Annotated in this window: 22 protein-coding genes; 14 read left to right on the forward strand and 8 right to left on the reverse strand. The window is 57.3% G+C overall.

Going from position 1 to position 20,995, the window contains the following annotated elements:
* Window positions 1–4 precede the first annotated feature (4 nt).
* Entirely contained in the window at window positions 5–1,159 is a 1,155-nt protein-coding gene (gene dnaJ / locus ACHZCJ_RS00705) for a molecular chaperone DnaJ (RefSeq protein ID WP_159647937.1), read from the forward strand.
* A 74-nt stretch (window positions 1,160–1,233) separates the two neighbouring features.
* On the opposite strand, the gene ACHZCJ_RS00710 is transcribed toward dnaJ, so the two are convergent.
* Complete coding sequence (locus ACHZCJ_RS00710; protein WP_159643716.1) at window positions 1,234–1,638, reverse strand: hypothetical protein; 405 nt, start codon at window positions 1,636–1,638, stop codon at window positions 1,234–1,236.
* A gap of 275 nt (window positions 1,639–1,913) precedes the next feature.
* Here ACHZCJ_RS00710 and ACHZCJ_RS00715 point away from each other — a divergent pair, with 275 nt between their 5' ends.
* Window positions 1,914–2,630 carry a helix-turn-helix transcriptional regulator gene (locus ACHZCJ_RS00715; RefSeq protein ID WP_268893897.1) on the forward strand — a complete coding sequence of 239 codons (717 nt, stop codon included), beginning with the start codon at window positions 1,914–1,916 and terminating at the stop codon, window positions 2,628–2,630.
* Window positions 2,631–2,925: 295 nt separating this feature from the next.
* Here the strand turns inward: ACHZCJ_RS00715 and ACHZCJ_RS00720 are convergent, their stop codons facing one another.
* Complete coding sequence (locus ACHZCJ_RS00720; protein WP_321323016.1) at window positions 2,926–3,207, reverse strand: hypothetical protein; 282 nt, start codon at window positions 3,205–3,207, stop codon at window positions 2,926–2,928.
* Window positions 3,208–3,442: 235 nt separating this feature from the next.
* Here ACHZCJ_RS00720 and ACHZCJ_RS00725 point away from each other — a divergent pair, with 235 nt between their 5' ends.
* The gene (locus ACHZCJ_RS00725) at window positions 3,443–4,048 is read left to right on the forward strand and encodes a DUF6445 family protein (protein ID WP_321323018.1); all 606 of its coding nucleotides are present in this window, start codon (window positions 3,443–3,445) and stop codon (window positions 4,046–4,048) included.
* Between the two features lie 134 nt (window positions 4,049–4,182).
* The gene (locus tag ACHZCJ_RS00730) at window positions 4,183–5,130 is read left to right on the forward strand and encodes an MBL fold metallo-hydrolase (protein WP_321323020.1); all 948 of its coding nucleotides are present in this window, start codon (window positions 4,183–4,185) and stop codon (window positions 5,128–5,130) included.
* On the opposite strand, the gene ACHZCJ_RS00735 is transcribed toward ACHZCJ_RS00730, so the two are convergent.
* Window positions 5,131–7,482 carry a patatin-like protein gene (locus ACHZCJ_RS00735; protein WP_159643708.1) on the reverse strand — a complete coding sequence of 784 codons (2,352 nt, stop codon included), beginning with the start codon at window positions 7,480–7,482 and terminating at the stop codon, window positions 5,131–5,133.
* 174 nt (window positions 7,483–7,656) lie between these two features.
* On the opposite strand from ACHZCJ_RS00735, the gene radA reads away from it, so the two are divergent.
* Genes radA through ACHZCJ_RS00755 form a run of 4 tightly spaced genes read left to right on the forward strand, consistent with a single transcriptional unit; the run spans window position 7,657 to window position 11,762 of the window.
* On the forward strand, window positions 7,657–9,021 hold the full coding sequence (radA, locus tag ACHZCJ_RS00740; protein WP_159643706.1) for a DNA repair protein RadA: 1,365 nt from the start codon (window positions 7,657–7,659) through the stop codon (window positions 9,019–9,021).
* Between the two features lie 9 nt (window positions 9,022–9,030).
* Window positions 9,031–9,555, forward strand: a complete 525-nt coding sequence (locus ACHZCJ_RS00745; RefSeq protein ID WP_321323025.1) for a CvpA family protein — start codon at window positions 9,031–9,033, stop codon at window positions 9,553–9,555.
* Entirely contained in the window at window positions 9,552–9,992 is a 441-nt protein-coding gene (locus ACHZCJ_RS00750; RefSeq protein ID WP_321323027.1) for an iron-sulfur cluster assembly scaffold protein, read from the forward strand. Before ACHZCJ_RS00745 ends, ACHZCJ_RS00750 begins: the two co-directional genes overlap by 4 nt.
* A gap of 3 nt (window positions 9,993–9,995) precedes the next feature.
* Window positions 9,996–11,762 (forward strand): monovalent cation:proton antiporter-2 (CPA2) family protein, encoded by a 1,767-nt coding sequence (locus ACHZCJ_RS00755; RefSeq protein ID WP_321323028.1) that lies wholly within the window; start codon window positions 9,996–9,998, stop codon window positions 11,760–11,762.
* Between the two features lie 21 nt (window positions 11,763–11,783).
* Here ACHZCJ_RS00755 and aroB read toward each other — a convergent pair whose 3' ends face one another.
* Window positions 11,784–12,884 carry a 3-dehydroquinate synthase gene (gene aroB, locus ACHZCJ_RS00760; RefSeq protein WP_321323031.1) on the reverse strand — a complete coding sequence of 367 codons (1,101 nt, stop codon included), beginning with the start codon at window positions 12,882–12,884 and terminating at the stop codon, window positions 11,784–11,786.
* Window positions 12,881–13,501, reverse strand: a complete 621-nt coding sequence (locus ACHZCJ_RS00765) for a shikimate kinase (protein ID WP_321323032.1) — start codon at window positions 13,499–13,501, stop codon at window positions 12,881–12,883. The genes aroB and ACHZCJ_RS00765 overlap by 4 nt, the downstream gene beginning before the upstream one ends.
* A 49-nt stretch (window positions 13,502–13,550) precedes the next feature.
* Here ACHZCJ_RS00765 and ACHZCJ_RS00770 point away from each other — a divergent pair, with 49 nt between their 5' ends.
* The 5 genes from ACHZCJ_RS00770 to ACHZCJ_RS00790 all read left to right on the forward strand — a co-directional run bounded on the left by ACHZCJ_RS00770 (window position 13,551) and on the right by ACHZCJ_RS00790 (window position 19,072).
* Window positions 13,551–13,682 carry a hypothetical protein gene (locus tag ACHZCJ_RS00770; protein WP_268893896.1) on the forward strand — a complete coding sequence of 44 codons (132 nt, stop codon included), beginning with the start codon at window positions 13,551–13,553 and terminating at the stop codon, window positions 13,680–13,682.
* A gap of 274 nt (window positions 13,683–13,956) precedes the next feature.
* Window positions 13,957–15,546 (forward strand): hypothetical protein, encoded by a 1,590-nt coding sequence (locus ACHZCJ_RS00775; RefSeq protein WP_321323036.1) that lies wholly within the window; start codon window positions 13,957–13,959, stop codon window positions 15,544–15,546.
* Between the two features lie 39 nt (window positions 15,547–15,585).
* On the forward strand, window positions 15,586–16,482 hold the full coding sequence (locus ACHZCJ_RS00780; protein WP_321323038.1) for a tyrosine recombinase: 897 nt from the start codon (window positions 15,586–15,588) through the stop codon (window positions 16,480–16,482).
* Window positions 16,483–16,513: 31 nt separating this feature from the next.
* Entirely contained in the window at window positions 16,514–17,461 is a 948-nt protein-coding gene (locus tag ACHZCJ_RS00785; protein ID WP_159643692.1) for an acetyl-CoA carboxylase carboxyltransferase subunit alpha, read from the forward strand.
* Window positions 17,462–17,572: 111 nt separating this feature from the next.
* A complete protein-coding gene (locus tag ACHZCJ_RS00790) occupies window positions 17,573–19,072 on the forward strand; it encodes a M48 family metalloprotease (protein WP_321323042.1) in 1,500 nt (499 codons plus the stop codon).
* Between the two features lie 66 nt (window positions 19,073–19,138).
* Here ACHZCJ_RS00790 and ACHZCJ_RS00795 read toward each other — a convergent pair whose 3' ends face one another.
* Window positions 19,139–19,303 carry a Flp family type IVb pilin gene (locus ACHZCJ_RS00795; RefSeq protein ID WP_159643688.1) on the reverse strand — a complete coding sequence of 55 codons (165 nt, stop codon included), beginning with the start codon at window positions 19,301–19,303 and terminating at the stop codon, window positions 19,139–19,141.
* 112 nt (window positions 19,304–19,415) lie between these two features.
* The gene (locus tag ACHZCJ_RS00800; protein WP_159643686.1) at window positions 19,416–19,589 is read right to left on the reverse strand and encodes a Flp family type IVb pilin; all 174 of its coding nucleotides are present in this window, start codon (window positions 19,587–19,589) and stop codon (window positions 19,416–19,418) included.
* A 92-nt stretch (window positions 19,590–19,681) separates the two neighbouring features.
* Here ACHZCJ_RS00800 and mutT point away from each other — a divergent pair, with 92 nt between their 5' ends.
* Window positions 19,682–20,104, forward strand: coding sequence for an 8-oxo-dGTP diphosphatase MutT (gene mutT / locus ACHZCJ_RS00805; protein WP_159643684.1), 423 nt, complete (start codon window positions 19,682–19,684; stop codon window positions 20,102–20,104).
* On the opposite strand, the gene ACHZCJ_RS00810 is transcribed toward mutT, so the two are convergent.
* Window positions 20,101–20,979, reverse strand: coding sequence for a methyltransferase domain-containing protein (locus ACHZCJ_RS00810; protein ID WP_321323046.1), 879 nt, complete (start codon window positions 20,977–20,979; stop codon window positions 20,101–20,103). The two genes, mutT and ACHZCJ_RS00810, sit on opposite strands and share 4 nt — an antisense overlap.
* Window positions 20,980–20,995: the final 16 nt, after the last annotated feature.

Genomic DNA, 20,995 nt, shown 5'->3' on the forward strand with positions numbered 1-20,995 from the left:
GAGTATGGCATCCGAAATCGATTATTATCAGCAACTGAACGTTTCGCGCGACTGTGACGGTGCGACGCTCAAATCATCCTATCGCAAACTGGCGATGCAATGGCATCCCGACAAGAATCCCGGCGACGCGGAAGCGGAAGCCAAGTTCAAGTCGATCAGCGAAGCTTATGATGTACTGAAAGACCCGCAAAAACGGGCGGCCTATGACCGCTACGGGCATGAGGCCTTTACCAACGGCGGCGGCAATAATGCCGGCGGCGGTGGCGGTTTCGGCGGCGCAGCCTTCAACGATATCGGTGACATTTTCGAAACGATTTTCGGCGGTGGTGCCGGTGGCGGTTTTGGCGGCCAGCAACAGCAGCGGGGCCCGGCACGTGGTGCTGATCTCCGCTATGATATGGAAATCACCCTTGAAGACGCTTTTCACGGCAAACATACCGAAATAGAAATTGATGTCTCGGTCGGTTGCGACGCCTGCGACGGTTCCGGAGCGGAACCGGGTACCGGTGTCCGGCAATGCCCGACCTGTCACGGCCACGGCAAGGTTCGCGCCCAACAAGGCTTTTTCGTCGTTGAACGGACCTGCGCCAGTTGCCAGGGCCGCGGCGAGGTGATCGAGAGCCCGTGCCATGTCTGTCACGGCGAGGGCAGGGTGGACAAGCCGCAGACGCTCGAAGTGGATATTCCCGCCGGCGTTGATACCGGCACACGGATCCGGTTGTCCGGCAAGGGTGAAGCCGGAGCACGGGGTGCGCCTCCCGGTGATCTCTATATTTTCATTCATCTGATCCGGCACGATATCTTCGAACGGGAAGGCACAACCCTGTTCACCCGCGCGCCGATCAGTTTCACTCTGGCCGCGCTGGGCGGAGAGATAACCATTCCGGGTCTTGATGGTGAAAAGCATGAAATCCGGATTCCCGCCGGGATCCAGAGCGGCAAACAGCTGCGTCAGCGCGGTGCCGGCATGCCGGTTCTGCAAGGGCGCGGCAGCGGCGATATGGTGGTCCAGATTGACGTTGAAACGCCGACCCGACTGTCCAAGCAACAACGGCAGATATTGCGCGATTTCCAGGCAACCGAAACCGGGGATGAAACGCCGAATTCAACCGGATTTTTCGGGAAATTGAAAGATGCCTGGGAAGATCTGACCGAATAATTGTCTTTTATCCTGTCTAACCGGCCGGTTGGGCTTCTGGTTGCCGTATCGGGGCAATTGGTGGTGCCGCCGGCCTAGACGTTCGGCATCGAAGTCAGGATTTTGCGGACCTGCTGCACGATGATGCCTGCATTTTCGAATCCGCTCCGGGTAAGCGACAATTTGTCGCGCGCCAGATCGAAACAATCGTCTTCCGCCAGATCATAGGCGCAGACAATATCGTCATTCTCGAGCGCGGTCAGATAACGCAAGACCGAAGATTGATCGATTTCGAGATGATTGGCGATCTCGGCAGAGTCGATCGGCAGTTCGTTGATCTCGTGGCTGTACAGGAGCAATATGATATCCCAGAACTTGTTGGTAAAATATTGTTCGTTGAACAGCTCGCTGCGCTTCTTTCTTGCCGCTGCCATCGCGGCAATATCCACTTTGACGTTGCTACAATTTGTCGGAAAAATCCGTTCGATTTCAGAAAGCATGGTTTCGATTCTTTTTCGCTTAATATTCCAGTTAAGGAGGTTCCTACAGGCTGATTGCTCGTGGCGCACGTCACGTTCCCGCGTGACAGGCGCTATAGGCACCGGAATTCAGGCGTTTCGCACCTCCGGCGAGATCTCTCGCCAAATGGCTTTTTTGTCCTATGAAAACCTGGATGCTCAATTATAGCATGTCATGTTGCGATGTTTTTACGGGGGCTGCTGATCGGATCCACGATGCGTGAAAACTCTCGCTGCCAGAAACGTGTGGTTCGCCTATGGTTTATAATTACAGCCCTCTCCAAGAAGGCTTTTCGGTTTCGTCGCAACTGAACGAATTATCGCATCAGTTGATGGCCAAAGGCGTGAAATCCTTGTCCTACCACATCACCCCGCCATTTTATTCACAGGTGTCAAAACGGACTTCGGTCTATCATTTCGGATATCCGGAGGAAATTGTCAGGACCTATCTGGATCCGGCGTTCATGGAAACGGATCCTGTCCCCGACCATGTCATGGCAATCGGTCATGCCATGACCTGGCAACAGGTCGTCGCGGACCAGAAGCTCAATGAAAAGCAGTTGGGATTTCTCAAAAGAGCCAAGGAACTGGGCTTCAAGGATGGTATTGCTGCACCGCTGTTCGGGCCGAATAGCAGAAATTCCTATTTCTCGATGAATTTCGAAAGGGATATGACAGCAGATGACGAAGCCATTATCGCTCCCCTGGTCGGGATCGCGCAATCCTGCCACAGAAGGATTTGCGCGATTATCAACCGCAGCAGCGAGGAAGAGCCGCCGCTCTCCGAACGGGAAAGCCAGGTTCTATACTGGATATCACGCGGCAAATCGAATGCGGACATGGCGATCATTCTGGATATTTCACAGGCGACGGTGGATTCCTACATCCGGCGGCTGTTCAAGAAACTGCAGGTCAATGATCGCATATCGGCAGTGATTGTCGGGCTGAGCAACTCCCTCATTAAATTGATGTAACCGCCGGTCGCGACCGACACCGCCGCAGGCGGTCTTTTGCCTGTGGTAAAGTCCGGATTTCGCTGGGGTAATAAGCGGGTCAGGAAGGGACCAGCCATCCTGACCCGCTGAATTGACGTACACGAGCCGGCATCTTTACCGCTCGGGATTGACCTGGGTGGGAAATGGGCCAATCGATCGGGAGACAGTCTGCTCAATCATCAATCTGGACTAGAAACGGCAGGAGCCGTGGACGATTAACCCGTCATGCCAAATTAATTGGCCGGAACGGCCGGCCGGGGCCGGGGAGCAGGATTCAGGCGGACCTTTCCCGTCCAGCAAAAGCCTTGGCCGCTTCGACCCTGTTCAGGAAATCGCGGAACATCAGCCATTTGTCGTCAGCGCTGATAAAACCGAGGCTGGCGCGGAGCAGGCCATAGCTGTCCTGCGATGTCGAATCGATTTTGAAGACGGTGAAGTAGATCTTGCTCTGCCAGTGATATTCGGCCCGAAACCCTGATAGCAGAGCGTTCGGTCCGGAGGCCCAGGAAAATGGCTGTCGCGTTGAGCCATATTTTGATGTCCTACAACTCGCCATTCATGATAGGGTCCTACCATGTTCGATATAGTGTCTGTGCTGTTTTTGTCGCGCCTTGCCAAGCGCTTGGCGGGCATATTTGATTGTTATGACGAAACCGGGTTTCTTTTCTTTGACACTGTAAAGTTCGTAAAGTTCACCGGGCGGCCGAATCATAATATGATTGGTGCCCGCGGATATTTTCCGGTGAGACTTCCGCAATGATTATTTGGTCGCGCCGCCGGAGCCTGTGTTGATGCTGCCATCGCTGCTCATAGTCGACGATTTTATCGCGGATCCTCTGGCGGCGCGTAAAGCGGCGCTGGGATTGAATTATGACCCACAGAACAAGCACGGCAATTATCCGGGGCATATTTCGACCAGACCACTCGACATTCAGGGACTGGACGAACGGATATCCGGGATCATCAACGCGCCGGTCAAGGCCGCTCCCGATACCAGCCATCTGCACTGCCGGGTGACGCTGAAGGGCGACAAGGGCCGCAGCGGTGTGCATATCGACCCGGCTTTCTACTCCGGCATTCTCTATTTGTCGCTGCCCGAACATTGCAAGGGCGGCACCGAGTTTTTCCGCCACAAGCGAACCGGCCTCGAACGGGTGCCGACGGATATGCCGGGCATTGCCAAGGCGGGCTATTCCGATATCAATGCGCTGATTGAGGATGTGGTGAATAAGGACACCAACCATCCTGCCAAATGGACGAAAGTGATGACCGTTCCGATGCGCTTCAACCGGCTGATCCTGTTCAGCCCGTGGATGTTTCACAATAGCGGCATGGCCTTTGGCAAGACACCGGAAGATGGTCGGCTGGTCAATCTGATGTTCTTTGCCAAGGGATAGTGCTGGCTGCCAATCGATGTTAGAACGACAGGACTGACGTTCACCCCTGACAAAGGCCGGGATTCAGCAGACGGAGCCATTCTGTGGCAGCCGTCGGAAAATACCGGTCTGCGCAGCTTAAGGAGAAAATTCACATGCCCAGGACGAAATCCGGAAGCTTGGCAGCCTTGTTGCTCGCCACATCTTCCCTGACGCTGTCCGCCTGCAACCAGAGCAACGCGCAGGAAACGGATCGTTTCGCTACTGTCGAGATCAAGGCGGAATCTTTGGCCGAGGGCGTTGCGGTGCTGTACGGGGCGGGTGGCAATATCGGTATCTCTTACGGCCCGGACGGAACCGTCTTGATCGATGACCAATTTGCGCCGCTGACGCCGAAGATCCAGGCCGCCATTGCCGAACTGGGCGCGGAGCCGGTGACCTATCTGATCAACACCCACTGGCACGGCGACCATAGCGGCGGAAACGAGAATTTCGGCAAGGCCGGCGCGCTGATCATGGCGCACGACCATGTCCGCGAACGGATGCTGGGGATTCAGAAAACGGGACGGGGCAATGATCCGGCGTCCCCGGTTGATGCCTTGCCCACGGTCACCTATCACGACGGTCTGAAGCTGCATCTTAACGGCGACGAGGTGCGGGTCATGCATATGAAACACGGCCATACCGACGGCGACAGCGTCATCTTCTGGAAGAAAGCCAATGTGCTGCACATGGGTGATCTGTTCTTCAACAAGATGAGCCTGCCTTTCATCGACCTCAACAGCGGCGGCAATGTGCGCGGCGTGCTGGCGGCGGCAGAGAAGGTGCTGGGCATGGTGGATGACGATAGCAAGATCATCCCGGGCCACGGACCGATGGCGACCAAGGCGGATCTGGTCGAATATCGCGACATGCTCAAAACGGTGATCGGCGCGGTGGAAAAGGCGCAGGCCGAGGGCAAATCACTGGATGCGGTGCAGGCGATGAAACCGGCGGCGCGGTGGGATATCAACCCCGATGCCTTCATCAAGGGCGATGCCTTTGTCGAGGCGGTCTACAAGAGTCTGGAGCAGCCGCCCCACCAGGAGGACCATCCGCACTAGTCAGAGAGTCGCGGCCTCGATCTCTTCGCGCAGCGCCGCGATCAGCGGTTTGACCCTGGTCAGCCGCGGCTCTTCCTCGTCGACGATCTTGCGGAAGATGGTCTTCTTGAAGCCGAGGATCGTGTCGCCCGCAGGGCGCTTGGAAGCGGGCAGGGTGGAGAAAATGATGTCGATCATCCGCTCGGCCCCGTGCAGGCGGCCCCAGAGATAGTCATTCTCGCGGTAGCTGCGGCTGAAAAAGGCGCCAAAATTGTTGAATTCTATGCCCTTCAGCGTTGCCGCCACGCCGCCTTTGCGGATCGTCTTGGCGTCTTCCGGCGAGATGCGGTCGACCTTGATCGGATCGAATTCGTCCAGCCCTTCGCCTTGCAGCAGCGGCAGCGTGGCGATGTCGTAGAAGGGGAAGCCGAGGAAGGCGAGCAGCATGGAGCGCTTCTCCGCCTTCGGGACCACCGCCAGCGCTTCGGCCAGCCTCGCGTCGACAATCGCATCGGCCGAGGTCAGGTCGCGGGCCTTGGCCAGCGCGTCGAGCATGGTTCCGGGATGCTCCTCCGCTTCCTCGGCGAGACTGACGAAATCGTCGCCAAGAAAGTCGATTGTCTCGCGTTCGATATAGAGTGAAAGGCAGTCATAGATGACATCGTGCATCCCCTCCATCACCTCTGCAGTGGCGGGATCGGCGCGATCGAGATCCTCGGCGAGCTGCCGCGCCATGAAGCGCAGCCGCCGCACCCGGAAACCGAGGTCATGCTGCCGGAAAAACTCGGCCGCCGGCTTGGTCGGGCCGCCGCTCTTCTGCCCGACATTGTCGAGGCCGAGGCGGCGTATCTCGGACCATAAAGCACTGCGAAGGCCGGGGTGGTTGTGCCCGTTGGGATCGGGTTTCGCGCGTCGGATGGTATGGGCGATATCCTCGATCACCGTCGCGAGCTTGAGATGGCCATAGGCGCTGTAGGAAAAGCCGGAAAGCTTGGCTGCCTTGTCTCGCGACTTGCGCCGCCAGGCAGCGACTCGTGCCGGCGTCGGCCGGTCGAGGAAAAAGGTGCGTCCGAACAGGCTCTCGACATGCTGCTCGACCTCGCCGCGCAGATTCTCGGTGATCAGCCGCATCTGGATGATCCGGTTCGACCGTCCGGCAATGGCATTGAGATTGTCGCGGATCGGCTGTTCGCGGGGGATGTTGGAAATCGCTCCGAAGATCGTCGAGAAGAAGCCGGGAAGCGCTTCGTCCTCCGCCTCCTGCGCCGCCTGCAGGCGCTGTGTCGCCCTGTCGCTCTTCGCTACATCAAGATCGGGGCGGGGGTCGATATAGACGAAACGCCGGTCGACCTCGCGTTTCGCCGGACGATTCTTCAGCGCCTCTATCGCCTGGGCAAAGGGCGCGTTGGCGAGGACCGAACCGTCGATCAGCACCGTATCCTCCGCCGTGCCGGCGCGAAACTGGTTGGGCAAAATCCGCTTGAGAAAGGCGGAACGTCCCTCCCAGACATAATCATGCTCTTCGAGCAGCCCGTCCAGCTCCCGCACCGTGAACGGCGGAAATGCGCCGGGGAAGCTGGCGGTGGCACGGCCGGCAAAGGTCAGGGCCGCCGGATCGGCAATCGCATCGTCTCTTTTGCCCCGGGTCGAAAAGCCGATGGTGATGCGATGTTCCATCTCGAGCGCTTCGGGCGGGCTGTGCAGTTGCAGCTTCTCCGGATGGCCGACGAAATCGGTGACCGTGACGAACAGGTCGAGCGGCTGCCCCGGCGGCAGCAGGCGCGGCCCGCGCTCGGTCGCCCGCACGGCGGCCAGCGCGTCCCAGATCAGACCGCTGAACACCTTGCCGCCAAAGGGCGGAGCGAACCAGCGCGCGCGGACAAAGCGCGACAGCTTCATCTTGACTTCTTCCTGCGCCTCTTTCGAGACGGTCTGTTCGACCGCACCGCCCTTGCGGCCCAGCGCCATCCAGGCGATCGGTTCGGCCCAGAATTTGGAGAAGCGAGAGAGCGGGCGGGCATCTGGGTCGAGCAGCTTGTCGACATCGGCGGTGTCGAGCCACAAGTCGGTCAGAGGATCGAGCGACTGGCCCGACAGGATCGCCTGAGACAGGAATATCCCGTTGATCCCGCCGGCGCTGGCTCCGGAAATTATGTCCGGCAGAATGCGCAGCCGTGTGCCCGTCTCCTGCTCCAGCCATTCGAGAATGTCATAATAGATTCCGCGGCTGCACTGGTCGATCCGCGCGCCGTCGTGGAAATCCCGGCTGGCCTGCGCCAGCTTCCAGATTTCCTTGGTGATGCCGTGCATATAAATGGCGAGGCTCACGCCGCCATAGCAGATCAAGGCCAGTCTGAGTTCTTTCTGCCGCATGGCTTTTAACTACAGGATGGATGGGACGGTGCAAGCCGTAATGCACCGCTTGTTCATTGAGGGGAGAAAGTGCCGGATGCACCTCCCACTTTGGCTGTGTGACCCGTGCAACCCCGCTAAAGATTTTGAGGCAAAAGCACTGGCGTTCTTTATTTGTTCTGATAGATAGGCCGTATGGCGAAACCGAAGAAAAAATATGTCTGTCAGAACTGTGGCTCCATCGCGCATCGGTGGGAAGGGCAGTGCGGCGATTGCGGCGAGTGGAATACGCTGGTCGAGGAAGCGGGTGAAACTGTCTTTGCCTCGAAGCATAATCTGCAGAGCGGCGGGCGCGAGGTGCGGCTGGTCGGGCTCGACAGCGAAATCGCGCTGCCGGATCGGAAAAAGACCGGTATCGCCGAATTTGACCGCGCCGTTGGTGGCGGTCTGGTGGCGGGATCTGCAACGCTGATGGGCGGCGATCCGGGGATCGGCAAATCGACTCTCCTGCTGCAGGTTTCGGCCCGGCTGGCCGATGCGGGACTTTCGGTGGCCTATATTTCGGGGGAGGAGGCGGCGGATCAGGTGCGGTTGCGGGCGCGACGTCTGGGGCTGGGCAAGGCACCGGTGAAGCTTGCCTCGGCGACGTCTGTCCGTGACATATTGACGACCCTGGGCCGCGATGCGCCGGATTTCGTCGTGATCGATTCGATCCAGACCATGCACAGCGATCTGATCGAAGGCGCGCCGGGGACGGTCAGCCAGGTACGCGCGTCGGCACAGGAAATCATCAAATTTGCCAAGGAACATGGCACGATGGTGATGCTCGTCGGCCATGTCACCAAGGACGGCAATATCGCCGGTCCGCGTGTGCTCGAACATATGGTCGATACGGTGATGAGCTTTGAGGGCGAGCGCAGTCACCAATATCGTATCCTTCGCTCGATCAAGAACCGCTTCGGCGGCACCGATGAAATCGGTGTGTTCGCGATGGAAGAAAAAGGCCTCACCGAAGTGGCCAATCCCTCCGCCCTGTTCCTCACCGACCGCAGCGAGGAAGTGACCGGCGCTACCGTGTTCCCGGCAATGGAAGGCACAAGGCCGGTGCTGGTGGAAATACAGGCGCTGACGGTCCGGCTGGCGAGTGGCGCAACCCCGCGGCGCTCGGTGGTCGGGTGGGACAGTTCGCGGCTGGCGATGATCCTGGCGGTGCTGGAAGCGCGCTGCGGGCTGAGCTTCTCCGGGGCGGAAGTCTATCTCAATGTTGCGGGGGGCTATCGGCTCACCGATCCCGCTGCCGATCTGGCGGTGGCGGCGGCGCTGATCTCGGCCCATGCCGAGCGTCCGATGCCCAGCGATGCCGTGATCTTCGGAGAAATCGCGCTGTCCGGCGAGATACGCCCGGTCTCGCGCACGCCGTTGCGGTTGAAGGAAGCATCCAAGCTCGGTTTCGACCGCGCCCTGATCCCGGCATCCGGCGAAAAAAGCAGCGACAGCATGAAGAAGCTGCAATTCGCCAAACTCGCCAATCTCGTTGACCATATGCTCGACCGTGACTAGCTAGAGCCCATGACGGGTCTTGATATATTTGTACTGGTTCTGATGGGCGGTGCCGCGGTTCTCGGATTCCTCAGGGGATTCGTGCAGGAGGCGCTTTCGCTGATCGTCTGGTTATTGGTCGTGATCGGAGTGCGGATGCTGCATATGCCGATCTACGAGCGGCTGATCAGCCCGGTGGGCAGCGAGAGCGGTGCCTCGGTGCTGGCGTTCGCCTCGATCGTGATTGTCATCTATGCGCTGGGCCGCTGGCTGGCCCGCTCGATTGGCGCGCGCTCTCGGAAATCCGTACTAGGTCCCATCGATCGCGTGCTGGGTTTCGGTTTCGGCATGATCAAGGGCCTGATAGGCGCGACGCTGATCTATCTGTTGGTGGTACTGGTCTATGACACAATCTATAGTGCGGATGAGCCTCGACCGGAATGGCTCGAGGCATCCCGCACATATCCACTGCTCCATGCGAGCGGAAAGGCGATGATAAACTTTGTCGAGGAACAGCGGAAAGCGGACGACGAGCAAGCGGTAACGGATCAATGAGCGGCGTGCTTTACACCCGCGAGATTCTGCGTCTGGCCGTGTCGATTCCGAATCAGCGAAGACTGGATAAACCCGATGGCACGGCCGAACTTCGGTCGCGGACCTGCGGCAGCAAGGTCACGGCGGACGTGATGCTCGGCGATGATGGCGCGCTGCGGGATATCGGTCTCGAAATAAGCGCTTGCGCGCTGGGTCAGGCCTCTGCCGCCACATTGGGGGCGCAAGCCATCGGCAGGACGGCCGCGGACATCAGCGCTGTGCGGGACAATCTCGCCGCCTTTCTTGACGGAGAAGGCGAGACGCCCGGACCATGGCCGAATATGGACAATCTGGCGGCGGCCCGGGATCACAAGGGCCGTCATGCCGCGATATTGCTTCCCTATGATGCGATGATCGCGGCTTGCGCCGATGCCGCTGCCAAACGAAAGGCGGCCTGATTGATGGAAAGCGAAACCCATATGGCCGATCTATTGCTGGGCGGCTTTGTCATGCTCGGCGCGGCTCTGGTGATGGTGCTGATCTTCCGGCGGTTCGGAATTGGTGCGGTTCTCGGCTATCTGATTGCAGGGGTCCTGATCGGCCCGCATGGCTTCCAGCTGATCAGTAACGCCCGCACGATCCTGGAATTTTCCGAGATCGGCATCATACTCCTGCTCTTCATCGTCGGGCTGGAACTGGCACCGGCGCGGCTCATGCGCTTGCGGCAGGCAATCTTTGGCTTGGGCATGAGCCAGGTGGTGTTGTGCGGTATCGCGCTATTCCTGCTGATCATGGCGACGACCAATTTTACGCTCGCGGCATCGATTGCCATCGGCCTGCCGCTGGCGCTCTCCTCAACCGCGCAGGTGCTGCCGATGCTGCAATCCTCCGGCAGGCTGAACACGCCGACCGGGGAAAAAGCCTTTTCGATCCTGCTGTTTCAGGATCTCTCGATCATTCCGCTTCTGACCATCATCGCGGCACTCTCGCGCGCGCCTCAGGACGAAGGCGGCCCGTCCGGATGGATGACCGCATTCTACGCGATACTGGCTATCGGCGGACTGATCCTGGCCGGCAAATATCTGTTGCAGCCGCTGCTCAAGGTGATCGGCCGGATTGCCGAGCGGGAACTGTTCATCGTCGCCGGTCTGGTGGCCGTCCTCGGTGGCGCAACGCTAATGGAATTTATCGGGCTTTCGCCGGCCCTTGGCGCGTTTATCGCCGGGGTGATGCTCGCCAACTCGCCCTATCGGCACGAGCTGGAAGCCGATATCGATCCGTTCCGCTCGCTGCTGCTCGGCTTCTTCTTTCTCGCTGTCGGCATGATGCTGGACGTCAATGTCGTACTCGAAAACCCCGGCTTCGTGCTTGGCGCGGCGATTGTGCTGGTTGCCGTCAAGATCGCGATCATATTCGGGCTGGGCAAGCTGTTCGGCATGGAAACCAATCCGGCGCTGGCGATGGGCATGTTGCTCAGCCAGGGCGGAGAATTCGGTTTTGTGCTGTTCTCCGAAGCCGAAAAGGCGCTGCTGATCGAACCCGAGGCAAGCAGCCTGTTCGGTGCGATCATCACGATTTCCATGGCCACGACACCCTTCCTGATGCTGCTCGCGCGCCGGTTCAGCAATGGCGGTACCAACTCGTCCACCAATCTCGAAGATCCGGCCAATGCAGACCGGGCGCCGGTGATCGTGGTCGGACAGGGACGGTTCGGGCAGACGGTCTCACAAATGTTGATGGCAGCGAAAATTCCGCTGACGCTGATCGACATCAAACCGGAACAGATCGATCTTCACGAACGGTTCGGCGCGAAGGTCTTTTACGGAGACGGGACCCGTATTGACCTCTTGCGACGGGCCGGTGCCGATGACGCGGACGCCATCGTCTTCTGCATGGACGACCAGAATTTCGGCCCGGAACAGGCGCGGGCCATTGTGCAGTCTTTCCCGGAAACCAAGATGTTCGTTCGAGTCTACGACCGCCGCCAGCTGATCGCGCTCAAGGGGCTTGGCATCGTCGGGATGAAGCGGGAGATGTTTGAATCGGCGATCCATCTCGCACGCCAGGCCATGTTCGCAATCGATCTGGACAGCAGCCTGATCGAAGAGGTCGAGGAGGAATTCCGTCAGCGCGACTGCGACCGGCTGGAAGCGCAACTGAAGTCGGGCGGTGACATGCTCGCTGGTGCGGAGCTCAGGTTCGAAAACAATCCGGGACAAAAATCCTGACGATCGGCCTGGCGGCGCTACTCAGGTCGATTCGTCCAGGAAGGCAGCAACGTCATCCAGGTCGACGTCCTTGGCGAGGAAGGACTGACCGATACCGTTGGCAAGCAGGAAGGGCAGGGTGCCGCCGCTCATTTTCTTGTCGTGCATCATATGGGCGACCAGCCGCTGGCCGGAAGCCCGCACCGAAGCGGTGGACAGGTCGTGCGGCAGATTGACCGCCTGTAAATGGGCTTTGACGCGCTCCGCATCCGCCGGATCGCAATGGCCGCGGCGGACCGAATATGCAAAGGCCAGCGCCATGCCGGCAGCCACGGCTTCGCCATGGACCAGCTTGTCGGAAAAGCCCGTCTCGGCTTCCAGCGCGTGACCGAAAGTGTGCCCGAGATTGAGCAGGGCGCGACGTCCGCTGAGTTCCTTCTCGTCTTCTCCGACGATCTGGGCCTTGGCCCCTACGCTGTGGATGATCGCCTTGCTGAGAGCTTCCGGGTCGCGGTTCAGGACCTTCCCGCCATTGGCTTCGCACCAGGCGAAGAAAGTGGCGTCGCTGATCAGGCCATATTTGACCACTTCGGCATAGCCGGCGCGCAATTCCCGGTCCGGCAGGCTGTTCAGCACGAGCGGGTCAATCAGCACGAAGCGTGGCTGGTTGAAACTGCCGATCAGATTCTTGCCGGCCGAGCTGTTGATCGCGGTCTTGCCGCCAACGCTGCTGTCGACCTGCGCGAGCAGGCTGGTGGGGATCTGGACGAAGCCGCAGCCGCGCTTGACGATCGCCGCGGCAAAGCCGGTGAGATCACCGATAACGCCGCCGCCGAGAGCGACCAGCGTATCGGACCGTTCGATGCCTTCGTCCAGCAGCCAGTCTGTTATCCGTTCCAGTTGACGCCAGCTCTTGCTTGATTCTCCCGCTGGCAGACTTTTTACAAAAAGCTCGATGCCGGTGCCGCCAAAGGCTTGCCGCAATTGCGGAAGAAAGTGGGATTCTACATTCCTGTCGGTCAGGATGAAAAGCCGGCGATTGCTGGCGAAATGCTGTAAATGTCCGGCGGCCTGTTGCAGAGCACCTGGTTCAACCAAAATTGGGTAGCTATGTTCGCCGAGTTCGACTGTGATCTGGGTCAACGCTGTAATGCCTCGATTATCTTTTCAACGGTTATCTCATGGGGCGAATCATTGCCCATGACATGAATATGGGCGGTGGCGTAGACAGGATTTCGAACCGCTGCCAGATCGGCCAGTATTTTCGCCGGATCACCCGATTTCAGCAGAGGTCTGGTGTTACGCCTGGCGACACGTTTCACTAACGTATCGAGATCCGCGTCCAGCCAGATCGAGAGAGCATTCTCCAGAATCAGCGCGCGTGTTTCCGGATTCATAAACGCGCCGCCGCCGGTCGCGATAACCTGGCGCTCACCTTCCATTAGCCGCGCGATCACACGCCGTTCCCCATCGCGAAAATAATCTTCGCCAAAGCGACTGAAAATTTCCTCAACTGTAAGGCCCGCCGCCTGCTCGATTTCCTCATCAGCATCGACAAAGTCCAGCCCCAGCCGTTTTGCAAGCCGCCGGCCCACGGTGGTTTTGCCTACTCCCATCAATCCGACCAGCACGATTGATCGATCGGGAACGTAATCCGGTGTTTCACCGGAATTTCCGTCTGATATGTCGAAAGAGGCTTTTATGTTTTTGTCCATTGGGGCAAAGGCTATACAAGGGTTGGCTAAGGGTGCAAATTCCAATGCTGGCTAATCTAGTTTTTTTAACCGTTTAGAAGATTGAGTTATATCGATGCCGCGTCAGTTGGTTTTTCTTATATTGTTCGTCGCTATCGTGATCGGTGCGGCATTGGCATTGGCTTCGATCGATGTCGAGCAGCCACTGCAACCGGTGGAAAAACCCGTCATCGGTGACGATCTGTAAAAAGATGCATATGCGGATCAAGCATATTACTCTGGCCGCTGTCAGCCTCGGCGCACTTTTTGCGGCAATTCCGGTATTGGGGCAGAACTCTCCCGAATCGCTGTTGCCACCCGGGTTTGGAGAGTCTCCACCCGCTCCGGCACCCGCCCCACGGCCGGCGCCTGCCAATACTCCTACACCTGCTCCTGGTCCGCTGCCGGTGCGGCCGGTCGGGCCGCCGGCCAGTAATCCATCTGGCGATATTGCCACAGAGCAAAATTCCGCGGCTACCGAGTTGGACAGATCGCTACTGGCCCTGGATGAAAACGGGGAACTGGACCTGAATGCGCTCGATGATGCGCTCCAGCCCCAATATAGCCTGTCTGCGGGTGAGCGGCGGTCGATGGCTGAAATCGGCGTTTTGACGCCGAAATTTGACGGTTTGCCCACAGACGCTTTCGGCAAGGAGGGCGGGCAATATCTGACCAACCTGATCAGAAACCTGGACGGCCCGATCATTTCGCGCTGGGGTTCTATCCTGCTCCGTCGCGCCTTGCTGAGCAAGGTGGCCAGCCCGGAAAATGTCAACCCGGCTGATTGGGTCGCCGAACGGGCTTGGCGCCTTTTGCTCATGGGCGAAGCGGACGCTGCCCGTTCGCTGGTTTTGAAGGTGGATGGTGGCAACTATACGCCGCGGCTTTATGAAGTCGCGATGCAGGCGCATCTGGCAACGGCGGATCCTGCGGGCATTTGCCCTCTGGTCGAGGCCGGTGCCCGCGTTAGTGATGCTCCCACATGGACCATGTTCCGGCCGATATGCGCTTCGCTCACCGGAGAGCAGAGTCGGGCGACCAGTTTGTTGCAGCAGGCTCGGCGCGATAAGGTTGCCACCGGTATTGACTATCTGCTGGCTGAAAAAACGATCGGAGCCGGGTTCGAAGGCCGGCGCGCGGTCACCATCCGTTGGGATGATATAGAATATTTTAACAACTGGCGCTTCGGGCTGGGTGCTGCAACCGGCGTGGAACCGCCGGATCGGCTTTATGCCAAGGCTGGTCGCCACGTTCAGGGATGGCGCGTTCGCGCGCCGATGCTATCGATTGATTCCCGCATGAAAGCTGCTGATTATGCAGCCGCGATCGGCGTGCTTTCCAGTCAGGCAATGGTTGATCTTTATGCTGCGGCCTACGATGACCCAGAGACCGGTGATGACCGGAAGGCGCTGGCTTCCACCTTGCGCCAGGCCTATACGGATGACACTGCGCAATCGCGGCTGGCGGCAATGCGCGATCTGTGGGGGCGTTCCAATGGTGCGCTAACCCGCTATTCAGCTAAAATATTGACGGCCCGTGCTGCGGCAAAAATTCCGCCGTCGGCCGAACTGGCCGAAGAGAGTTTCGAATTGCTTGCATCCATGCTGTCGGCCGGCCTTGATCGCAGCGCGGTACGATGGGCTGATATTGTCGATGAGGGGAGCGACGCATGGGCGTTGTTGGCTGTGGCTTCTCCGACCGGTAATGCCGTTTCCTATGACGCGCTGGACGATTTTGGTGGCAATGACAACAGCGATGAACAGCTTCGTAGCAAATTCTTGCTGGCTGCGGTTGCAGGCTTGGGAAAAGCAGACCAGCAGACGATTGATGAATTTTCAGCCGACCTCGATCTGAGTCTGAAACGGAACACCAAATGGACGAGAGCTATCCAGTCCGCCGCGCGGCGCGGGCAGTCGGGAACCGTGGCATTGCTTGTCGCAGTTGGTATGCAGGGACGAGACTGGCGGGCGATGTCGCCGTTGCACCTCTATCATATCACACAAAGCCTGAAACGGGTCGGACTTGAACCCGAAGCGCGGATGATTGCAGCCGAAGCACTGACCCGGACATAAGCTTTGCTTTGATCGCCATCAGGTCTATTCGAGCATGATATGAGCGATGATGCCAATCTGATAGAACGCTTTCTCGAAATGCTTGTGGCTGAAGCCGGTGCTTCTCAGCACACCTTGGCGGCTTATCGGACAGATTTGGAGCAAGCGTCGGCTATAACCGGCGGAAGACTATCCTGCGCGGATCGTGAACTGGTGAGTAAATTGCCGTCGCACTGGCGCAAGCTGCAGAATAGCACAGTCGCGCGCAAATCCTCCAGTTTGAGACGCTATTTCGGGTTTCTCGTAGAGGAGGGGTTTCGCGCCGATGATCCTTCTGACGCTCTCCCGAGGCCCGGATCGGCGCGATCTTTGCCCAAGACCCTTTCCCATGGCGAAATCGAAAGTCTGTTCCGGCATGTCGCGGAGGGGCTGGAGCGGGAGCCTGGAAAAGCTGCGATATCGAGACTTTCGGCGATAATGGAACTCCTTTACGGCTCCGGGCTTAGGGCTAGCGAACTCGTGACATTGTCGCGATCGTCGATCGCCGGCGACGAGCCCTTTTTGATCATCAAGGGAAAGGGAAACAAGGAACGGCTGGTGCCGATTTCCCAACAGGCCCGCAGCGCTGTCAGACGGTGGATGGAATTTGTCGACCCGATGGAAAAATGGCTCTTTCCCTCCCGAACCGGGCATATCAGCCGGATCAGATTGTTTCAGATCATCAAGGAACATGCCGCCAGGGCCGGGATCAATCCGGCAAAAATCAGTCCACATGTTTTGCGCCACGCTTTCGCAACACATTTGTTGGAAGGCGGCGCAGATTTGAGAGCCTTGCAGACGCTGCTCGGGCATAGCGACATCAGTACCACACAAATCTATACCCATATCGATAGTGCCCGCCTGGTCGAACTGGTGAATAACCGTCATCCTTTGAGTCAACTGGATCTCGTGCGTTGACGTTTCGCTTGTCCGGTTCTAACTCCTTTTTATGACATCATATCTCGATTTTGAAAAACCGATCGCCGCCCTGGAAGCCCGTATTCTGGAACTCAGAGATACGGCGGATGAAGGCTCTCTCGATATCGAAACAGAAATCGAGAAATTGCAGGTAAAATCTGCCAAAATGCTGAGCGACACTTATGGCAAATTGTCGCCTTGGCAGAAAACGCAGGTCGCTCGACATCCGGAACGTCCGCATTTCAAGGATTTTACCGCTGGTCTGTTCGACGAGTTCATTCCGTTGGGCGGAGATCGAAATTTCGGTAATGATCAGGCCATTATCGGTGGTTTTGCACGGTTGGGAGACCGCCGGATGGTTGTCATCGGTCATGAAAAGGGTGACGATACTGAAAGCCGCTTGCGACACAATTTCGGGATGGGCAAACCCGAAGGATATCGTAAAGCGATCCGCCTTATGGACATGGCCGACCGGTTTTCGCTTCCGGTTTTGACGCTCGTCGACACGTCCGGTGCATTCCCGGGGGTCTCGGCAGAAGAGCGGGGCCAGGCAGAAGCCATCGCCCGTTCCACCGAAAAATGTCTTTCGCTCGGAGTTCCGATGGTGGCAATAATCGTCGGGGAAGGCGGATCGGGCGGTGCTGTCGCCCTGGCGGCGGCAGAACGGGTCCTGATGTTTGAGCATGCAGTATATTCGGTCATTTCCCCTGAAGGCTGCGCATCAATTCTGTGGCGCACAGGAGATAAGGCTGATGTTGCCGCTGATGCAATGCAGATCACGGCCCAGAATCTTGCAAAGCTTGGGGTAGTTGACCGCATTGTCGATGAGCCCGTGGGTGGCGCACATCGTGACCGAGACTTGGCGATTGCATCATTGGGCAGGGCTATCGAAGAAGAATTTGAACAGCTCGGCAAGCTTGATCGGGAAGAGCTAAGACGGATGCGTCGCAAAAAATTTCTGGAAATCGGTTCGCTTTAAACCACGGACTCAACATCCTGCGTATCCCTGCGCTTCCGAAACGTCATTTTACAGGTGGAACTCTTTACCGATTGATCAGTTCTTATACATTGCGACCCGGAGGAGCATTATATGAGACAAATTACGACAAAGCTGATGAGTGCCGCGGGAGTGATAGCTCTGGTGGCCTGCACCGGCAGCGGAGCAGACGCCGGTGCTGTCAATTCGGCAGGAAGTCAGGCTGGGGAAGCCCGATCAATATCGGAAGCGGAAAAGCAGAAAGGTGCCGAAGCTCATCCCCAATTGCTGGAAGAATTTGGCGGTGCTTATTCCGGTCCGCAGGTAGGCTATGTTGTTGGAGTGGGACAGAATATTGCTGTCCAGTCAGGCCTGGGTAACGCGCGCAGCGACTTTACCGTGACCCTGCTCAATAGTCCCGTGAACAACGCGTTCGCCATTCCGGGAGGCTATGTCTATCTTACCCGGCAGTTGATGGCATTGATGAACGATGAGGCCGAGATGGCTGGTGTTCTTGGACACGAAGTCGGCCATGTCGCGGCAAGGCATAGTGAAAAACGGCAAAAAGCGGCCACGCGCAACAGCATTTTGGGGATTTTGGGACAGATCGGCTCGCAGGTCCTGCTCGGTGATTCTTCGCTTGGCAGAATTGGTCAGGAAATATTCGGCACGGGTAGCCAGCTACTGACCCTCAAATATTCCCGCAAACAGGAATATGAAGCCGACGATCTGGGTATTCGCTATCTGGCTTCAGCGGGATATGATCCTCAGGCGCTTTCAACCATGCTTTACTCGCTGGCGGCACAGTCCGCGATCGACGCAAGGGTGGCTGGACGAGATGCCCGCAGTACACCCGAATGGGCCAGCACCCATCCGGATCCGGCACGCAGAGTGTCGCGTGCGGCAAGCAATGCGAACAAGCTGGCGCAGTCGGGTGGTGTTCGCAATCGGGACCGGTTTCTGCAAAATCTGGATGGAATATTATATGGCGATGATCCCAAACAAGGGGTGATCGAAGGAAGCAGTTTCCTGCATCGTGATCTTAAACTGAAATTCACGGTTCCAAATGGTTTTTCGATGCAAAATGGTGCACGCGCGGTTTCAATCTCGGGATCCGGTGGCCAGGGACAGTTTACTACCGGCGTCTATAGCGGCAATATGGCAACATATATCGATGCGGCGTTCAAGGGACTAGCTGGCGAGGGCCAGAGCATATCCTATGGTGATATTCAGACGACAACGGTAAATGGATTGCCTGCAGCTTATGCGATGGCAAGGGTGGACAGCAGTAACGGTAAAGTCGATGTCACTGTATTTGCCTATGAATTTTCAAAAAGTAGTGCGTTTCACTTCGCCACAATCGCGCCAGCCGGAAGCGCTTCTGTTTTCTCTCCCATGTATCAGAGTATCAACAGGCTTTCCGCCTCGGAAGCGGCCGCGATCAGATCTCGTAAAGTTGATATTGTGACGGTTCAAAGCGGAGATACGATTTCAAACCTCTCTACCCGCATGGCGTATGATAATTATCAACTGGACCGGTTTCTGGTTTTGAACCGGATGGATGCGAATGACGGGCTACGCGTGGGGCAGAAGGTGAAGATCATCACTTACTAATATTGCAGGCACAAAAAAAGACGGCAGCCGTTAGGCTGCCGTCCTCTTTGCTTGCTTATCCGAAGATTAGCCAGCCATCGAGTTATCGACTTCTTTGAAGGTGTTGCTGAGGGTGTTACCCAGCTGACCCATTGCAACGATAGCTGCAACAGCGATCAGAGCAGCGATCAGGCCATATTCGATAGCCGTTGCGCCTTCTTCATTCTTGAACATTTTACGTACGAGTTTCATGTCTGGTCTCCTAGATTTGACAAACTTCACTTACCCAATTGGATCCAATTCACATCCAATGTTCAATAACTTAACCGAAAAACCTTACCAAGATTTTAAGCCCGCAATATAATTATGAAACGTCTGTAACCTCATTGGCAACGTCATCCCACATGCCGACTGTCCTGTTGGCGACGCCGGCAATCGAAACAAGCACGGTCAGTGCTATAAGAGCCAGTATCAATCCATATTCCACAGCCGTTGCGCCCTTGTCAGAAAGATATATTCTTTTCAAAAAATCAAACATGTCTCTCTCAACGCGGATAAAGTTCTGCTAAGTCGTGAACATTCCCCGTTTCACAGAAAGGGATTAACAAAATCCTTACACCGCCTAAAATAATGGAAAAAATCCCGACATATCTGTTTGTCGTCGCCGCTGCACTGGTCGACCAGAATGGCAGAATTCTGGTGCAGAAGCGCCCCGAAGGCAAGCCGATGGCGGGACTTTGGGAGTTCCCCGGCGGGAAGGTTGAACAAGGCGAGACTCCGGAGACGGCGCTGGTACGTGAACTGAATGAGGAGCTGGATATTGATGTAAAGGAAGCGGATCTGGAATCGGTTGCGTTCGCCAGCGAGGCACTGGGAGACCGGCATTTGGTTCTGCTTTTATATATAAGCCAAAAATGGTCTGGGAATGTCCGAAATGCGGAATCGCAGGACGTGCAGTGGCTGGAGATTGATGCCATAAAGCAATTGCCAATGCCCCCGGCTGACGGGCCATTGGTTCAAAAATTATCGAACAGTCTTGCAGCTCTGACTTAGCTGTCCGGATTGGTGTCCGCATTTCCCGAAAGCGTGGTGGTGAGCGATACCTGGCCGCTCCCCCGGCGCGCGGGTTTGGGCTGATCTGGGTGAGGCGCCCATGCACAGAGATATAACAGTGCGACGCGCTCAGTGAATTTCCCGTCAGAGGCTGCCTGTTTCTGGAACAGGGCTTTGATCTTCCGGTAGACATTCGGGCCTATCGCCGACGTGCCACCGGACAGAATATTACTTCCGCCGGCATCTCTTATATCCGAGATCAACCGCTCGAGACTGGAATATTTCATCTGCAATGAGTCGCTATCGGCCACAGGCATTGTCAATCCCGCGCGTGCCATCAGATCGCCGGCTGTGCGGACGTCGATCTGGGGATGGATATGAGCCGAAACCCGGTCGCCGTCGGCCACCATCATTATCGCTTTGAGCGCTTGAAAGCTTTCGGCACAGATAAAGGTTGCCAGCATCAGGCCGTCCGGGATCAATATTCTGCGGGCCAGAACGAATGCGCCTGGCAAGTCATTGATCGTATCGAGCGAGCCGATATTGATGATCAGATCGAAACTGTGATCAGAAAAAGGTAAGCGATCATCATCGCAGATCACACCACCGCACGCCTGTACCAAGCGAGCGCTGGAATCCGCAACAACAACCGCGATACCGCGGTCTTGCAGCGCTTTGCCAAGTTTTGGCGCCGAAAGGCCGACCAGCAACGCGCGCCGAAAATCGCGCTTCACTACATCAAGGCGTTCCAAAATCTCATCAACCATGATCTGGGAGAAGAAATCATTGCCTTGCGCCCGCGCATAGGCGCGATCGCGGACGATGCGTCGTCTCCCGCGATCAAAAACTTCCGGATAATTGACTGTATCGGTCATAGGGCCTTGCGGCTTT

This window comes from uncultured Parasphingorhabdus sp. (assembly GCF_963677535.2).
Taxonomy (GTDB): Bacteria; Pseudomonadota; Alphaproteobacteria; order Sphingomonadales; family Sphingomonadaceae; genus Parasphingorhabdus.

Bases quoted from the DNA above. Each gene is read 5' to 3' on its own strand.
- mutT (WP_159643684.1), top strand. From the start codon at position 19,682: ATGGAAAAAATCCCGACATATCTGTTTGTCGTCGCCGCTGCACTGGTC.
- ACHZCJ_RS00800 (WP_159643686.1), bottom strand. From the start codon at position 19,589: ATGTTTGATTTTTTGAAAAGAATATATCTTTCTGACAAGGGCGCAACG.
- ACHZCJ_RS00725 (WP_321323018.1), top strand. From the start codon at position 3,443: ATGCTGCCATCGCTGCTCATAGTCGACGATTTTATCGCGGATCCTCTG.
- ACHZCJ_RS00715 (WP_268893897.1), top strand. From the start codon at position 1,914: ATGGTTTATAATTACAGCCCTCTCCAAGAAGGCTTTTCGGTTTCGTCG.
- ACHZCJ_RS00810 (WP_321323046.1), bottom strand. From the start codon at position 20,979: ATGACCGATACAGTCAATTATCCGGAAGTTTTTGATCGCGGGAGACGA.
- ACHZCJ_RS00785 (WP_159643692.1), top strand. From the start codon at position 16,514: ATGACATCATATCTCGATTTTGAAAAACCGATCGCCGCCCTGGAAGCC.
- ACHZCJ_RS00750 (WP_321323027.1), top strand. From the start codon at position 9,552: ATGAGCGGCGTGCTTTACACCCGCGAGATTCTGCGTCTGGCCGTGTCG.
- ACHZCJ_RS00745 (WP_321323025.1), top strand. From the start codon at position 9,031: ATGACGGGTCTTGATATATTTGTACTGGTTCTGATGGGCGGTGCCGCG.
- ACHZCJ_RS00710 (WP_159643716.1), bottom strand. From the start codon at position 1,638: ATGCTTTCTGAAATCGAACGGATTTTTCCGACAAATTGTAGCAACGTC.
- radA (WP_159643706.1), top strand. From the start codon at position 7,657: ATGGCGAAACCGAAGAAAAAATATGTCTGTCAGAACTGTGGCTCCATC.
- ACHZCJ_RS00735 (WP_159643708.1), bottom strand. From the start codon at position 7,482: ATGCGGCAGAAAGAACTCAGACTGGCCTTGATCTGCTATGGCGGCGTG.
- ACHZCJ_RS00755 (WP_321323028.1), top strand. From the start codon at position 9,996: ATGGAAAGCGAAACCCATATGGCCGATCTATTGCTGGGCGGCTTTGTC.
- ACHZCJ_RS00795 (WP_159643688.1), bottom strand. From the start codon at position 19,303: ATGAAACTCGTACGTAAAATGTTCAAGAATGAAGAAGGCGCAACGGCT.
- ACHZCJ_RS00770 (WP_268893896.1), top strand. From the start codon at position 13,551: ATGCCGCGTCAGTTGGTTTTTCTTATATTGTTCGTCGCTATCGTGATC.
- ACHZCJ_RS00720 (WP_321323016.1), bottom strand. From the start codon at position 3,207: ATGGCGAGTTGTAGGACATCAAAATATGGCTCAACGCGACAGCCATTT.
- ACHZCJ_RS00730 (WP_321323020.1), top strand. From the start codon at position 4,183: ATGCCCAGGACGAAATCCGGAAGCTTGGCAGCCTTGTTGCTCGCCACA.
- ACHZCJ_RS00780 (WP_321323038.1), top strand. From the start codon at position 15,586: ATGAGCGATGATGCCAATCTGATAGAACGCTTTCTCGAAATGCTTGTG.
- dnaJ (WP_159647937.1), top strand. From the start codon at position 5: ATGGCATCCGAAATCGATTATTATCAGCAACTGAACGTTTCGCGCGAC.
- ACHZCJ_RS00790 (WP_321323042.1), top strand. From the start codon at position 17,573: ATGAGACAAATTACGACAAAGCTGATGAGTGCCGCGGGAGTGATAGCT.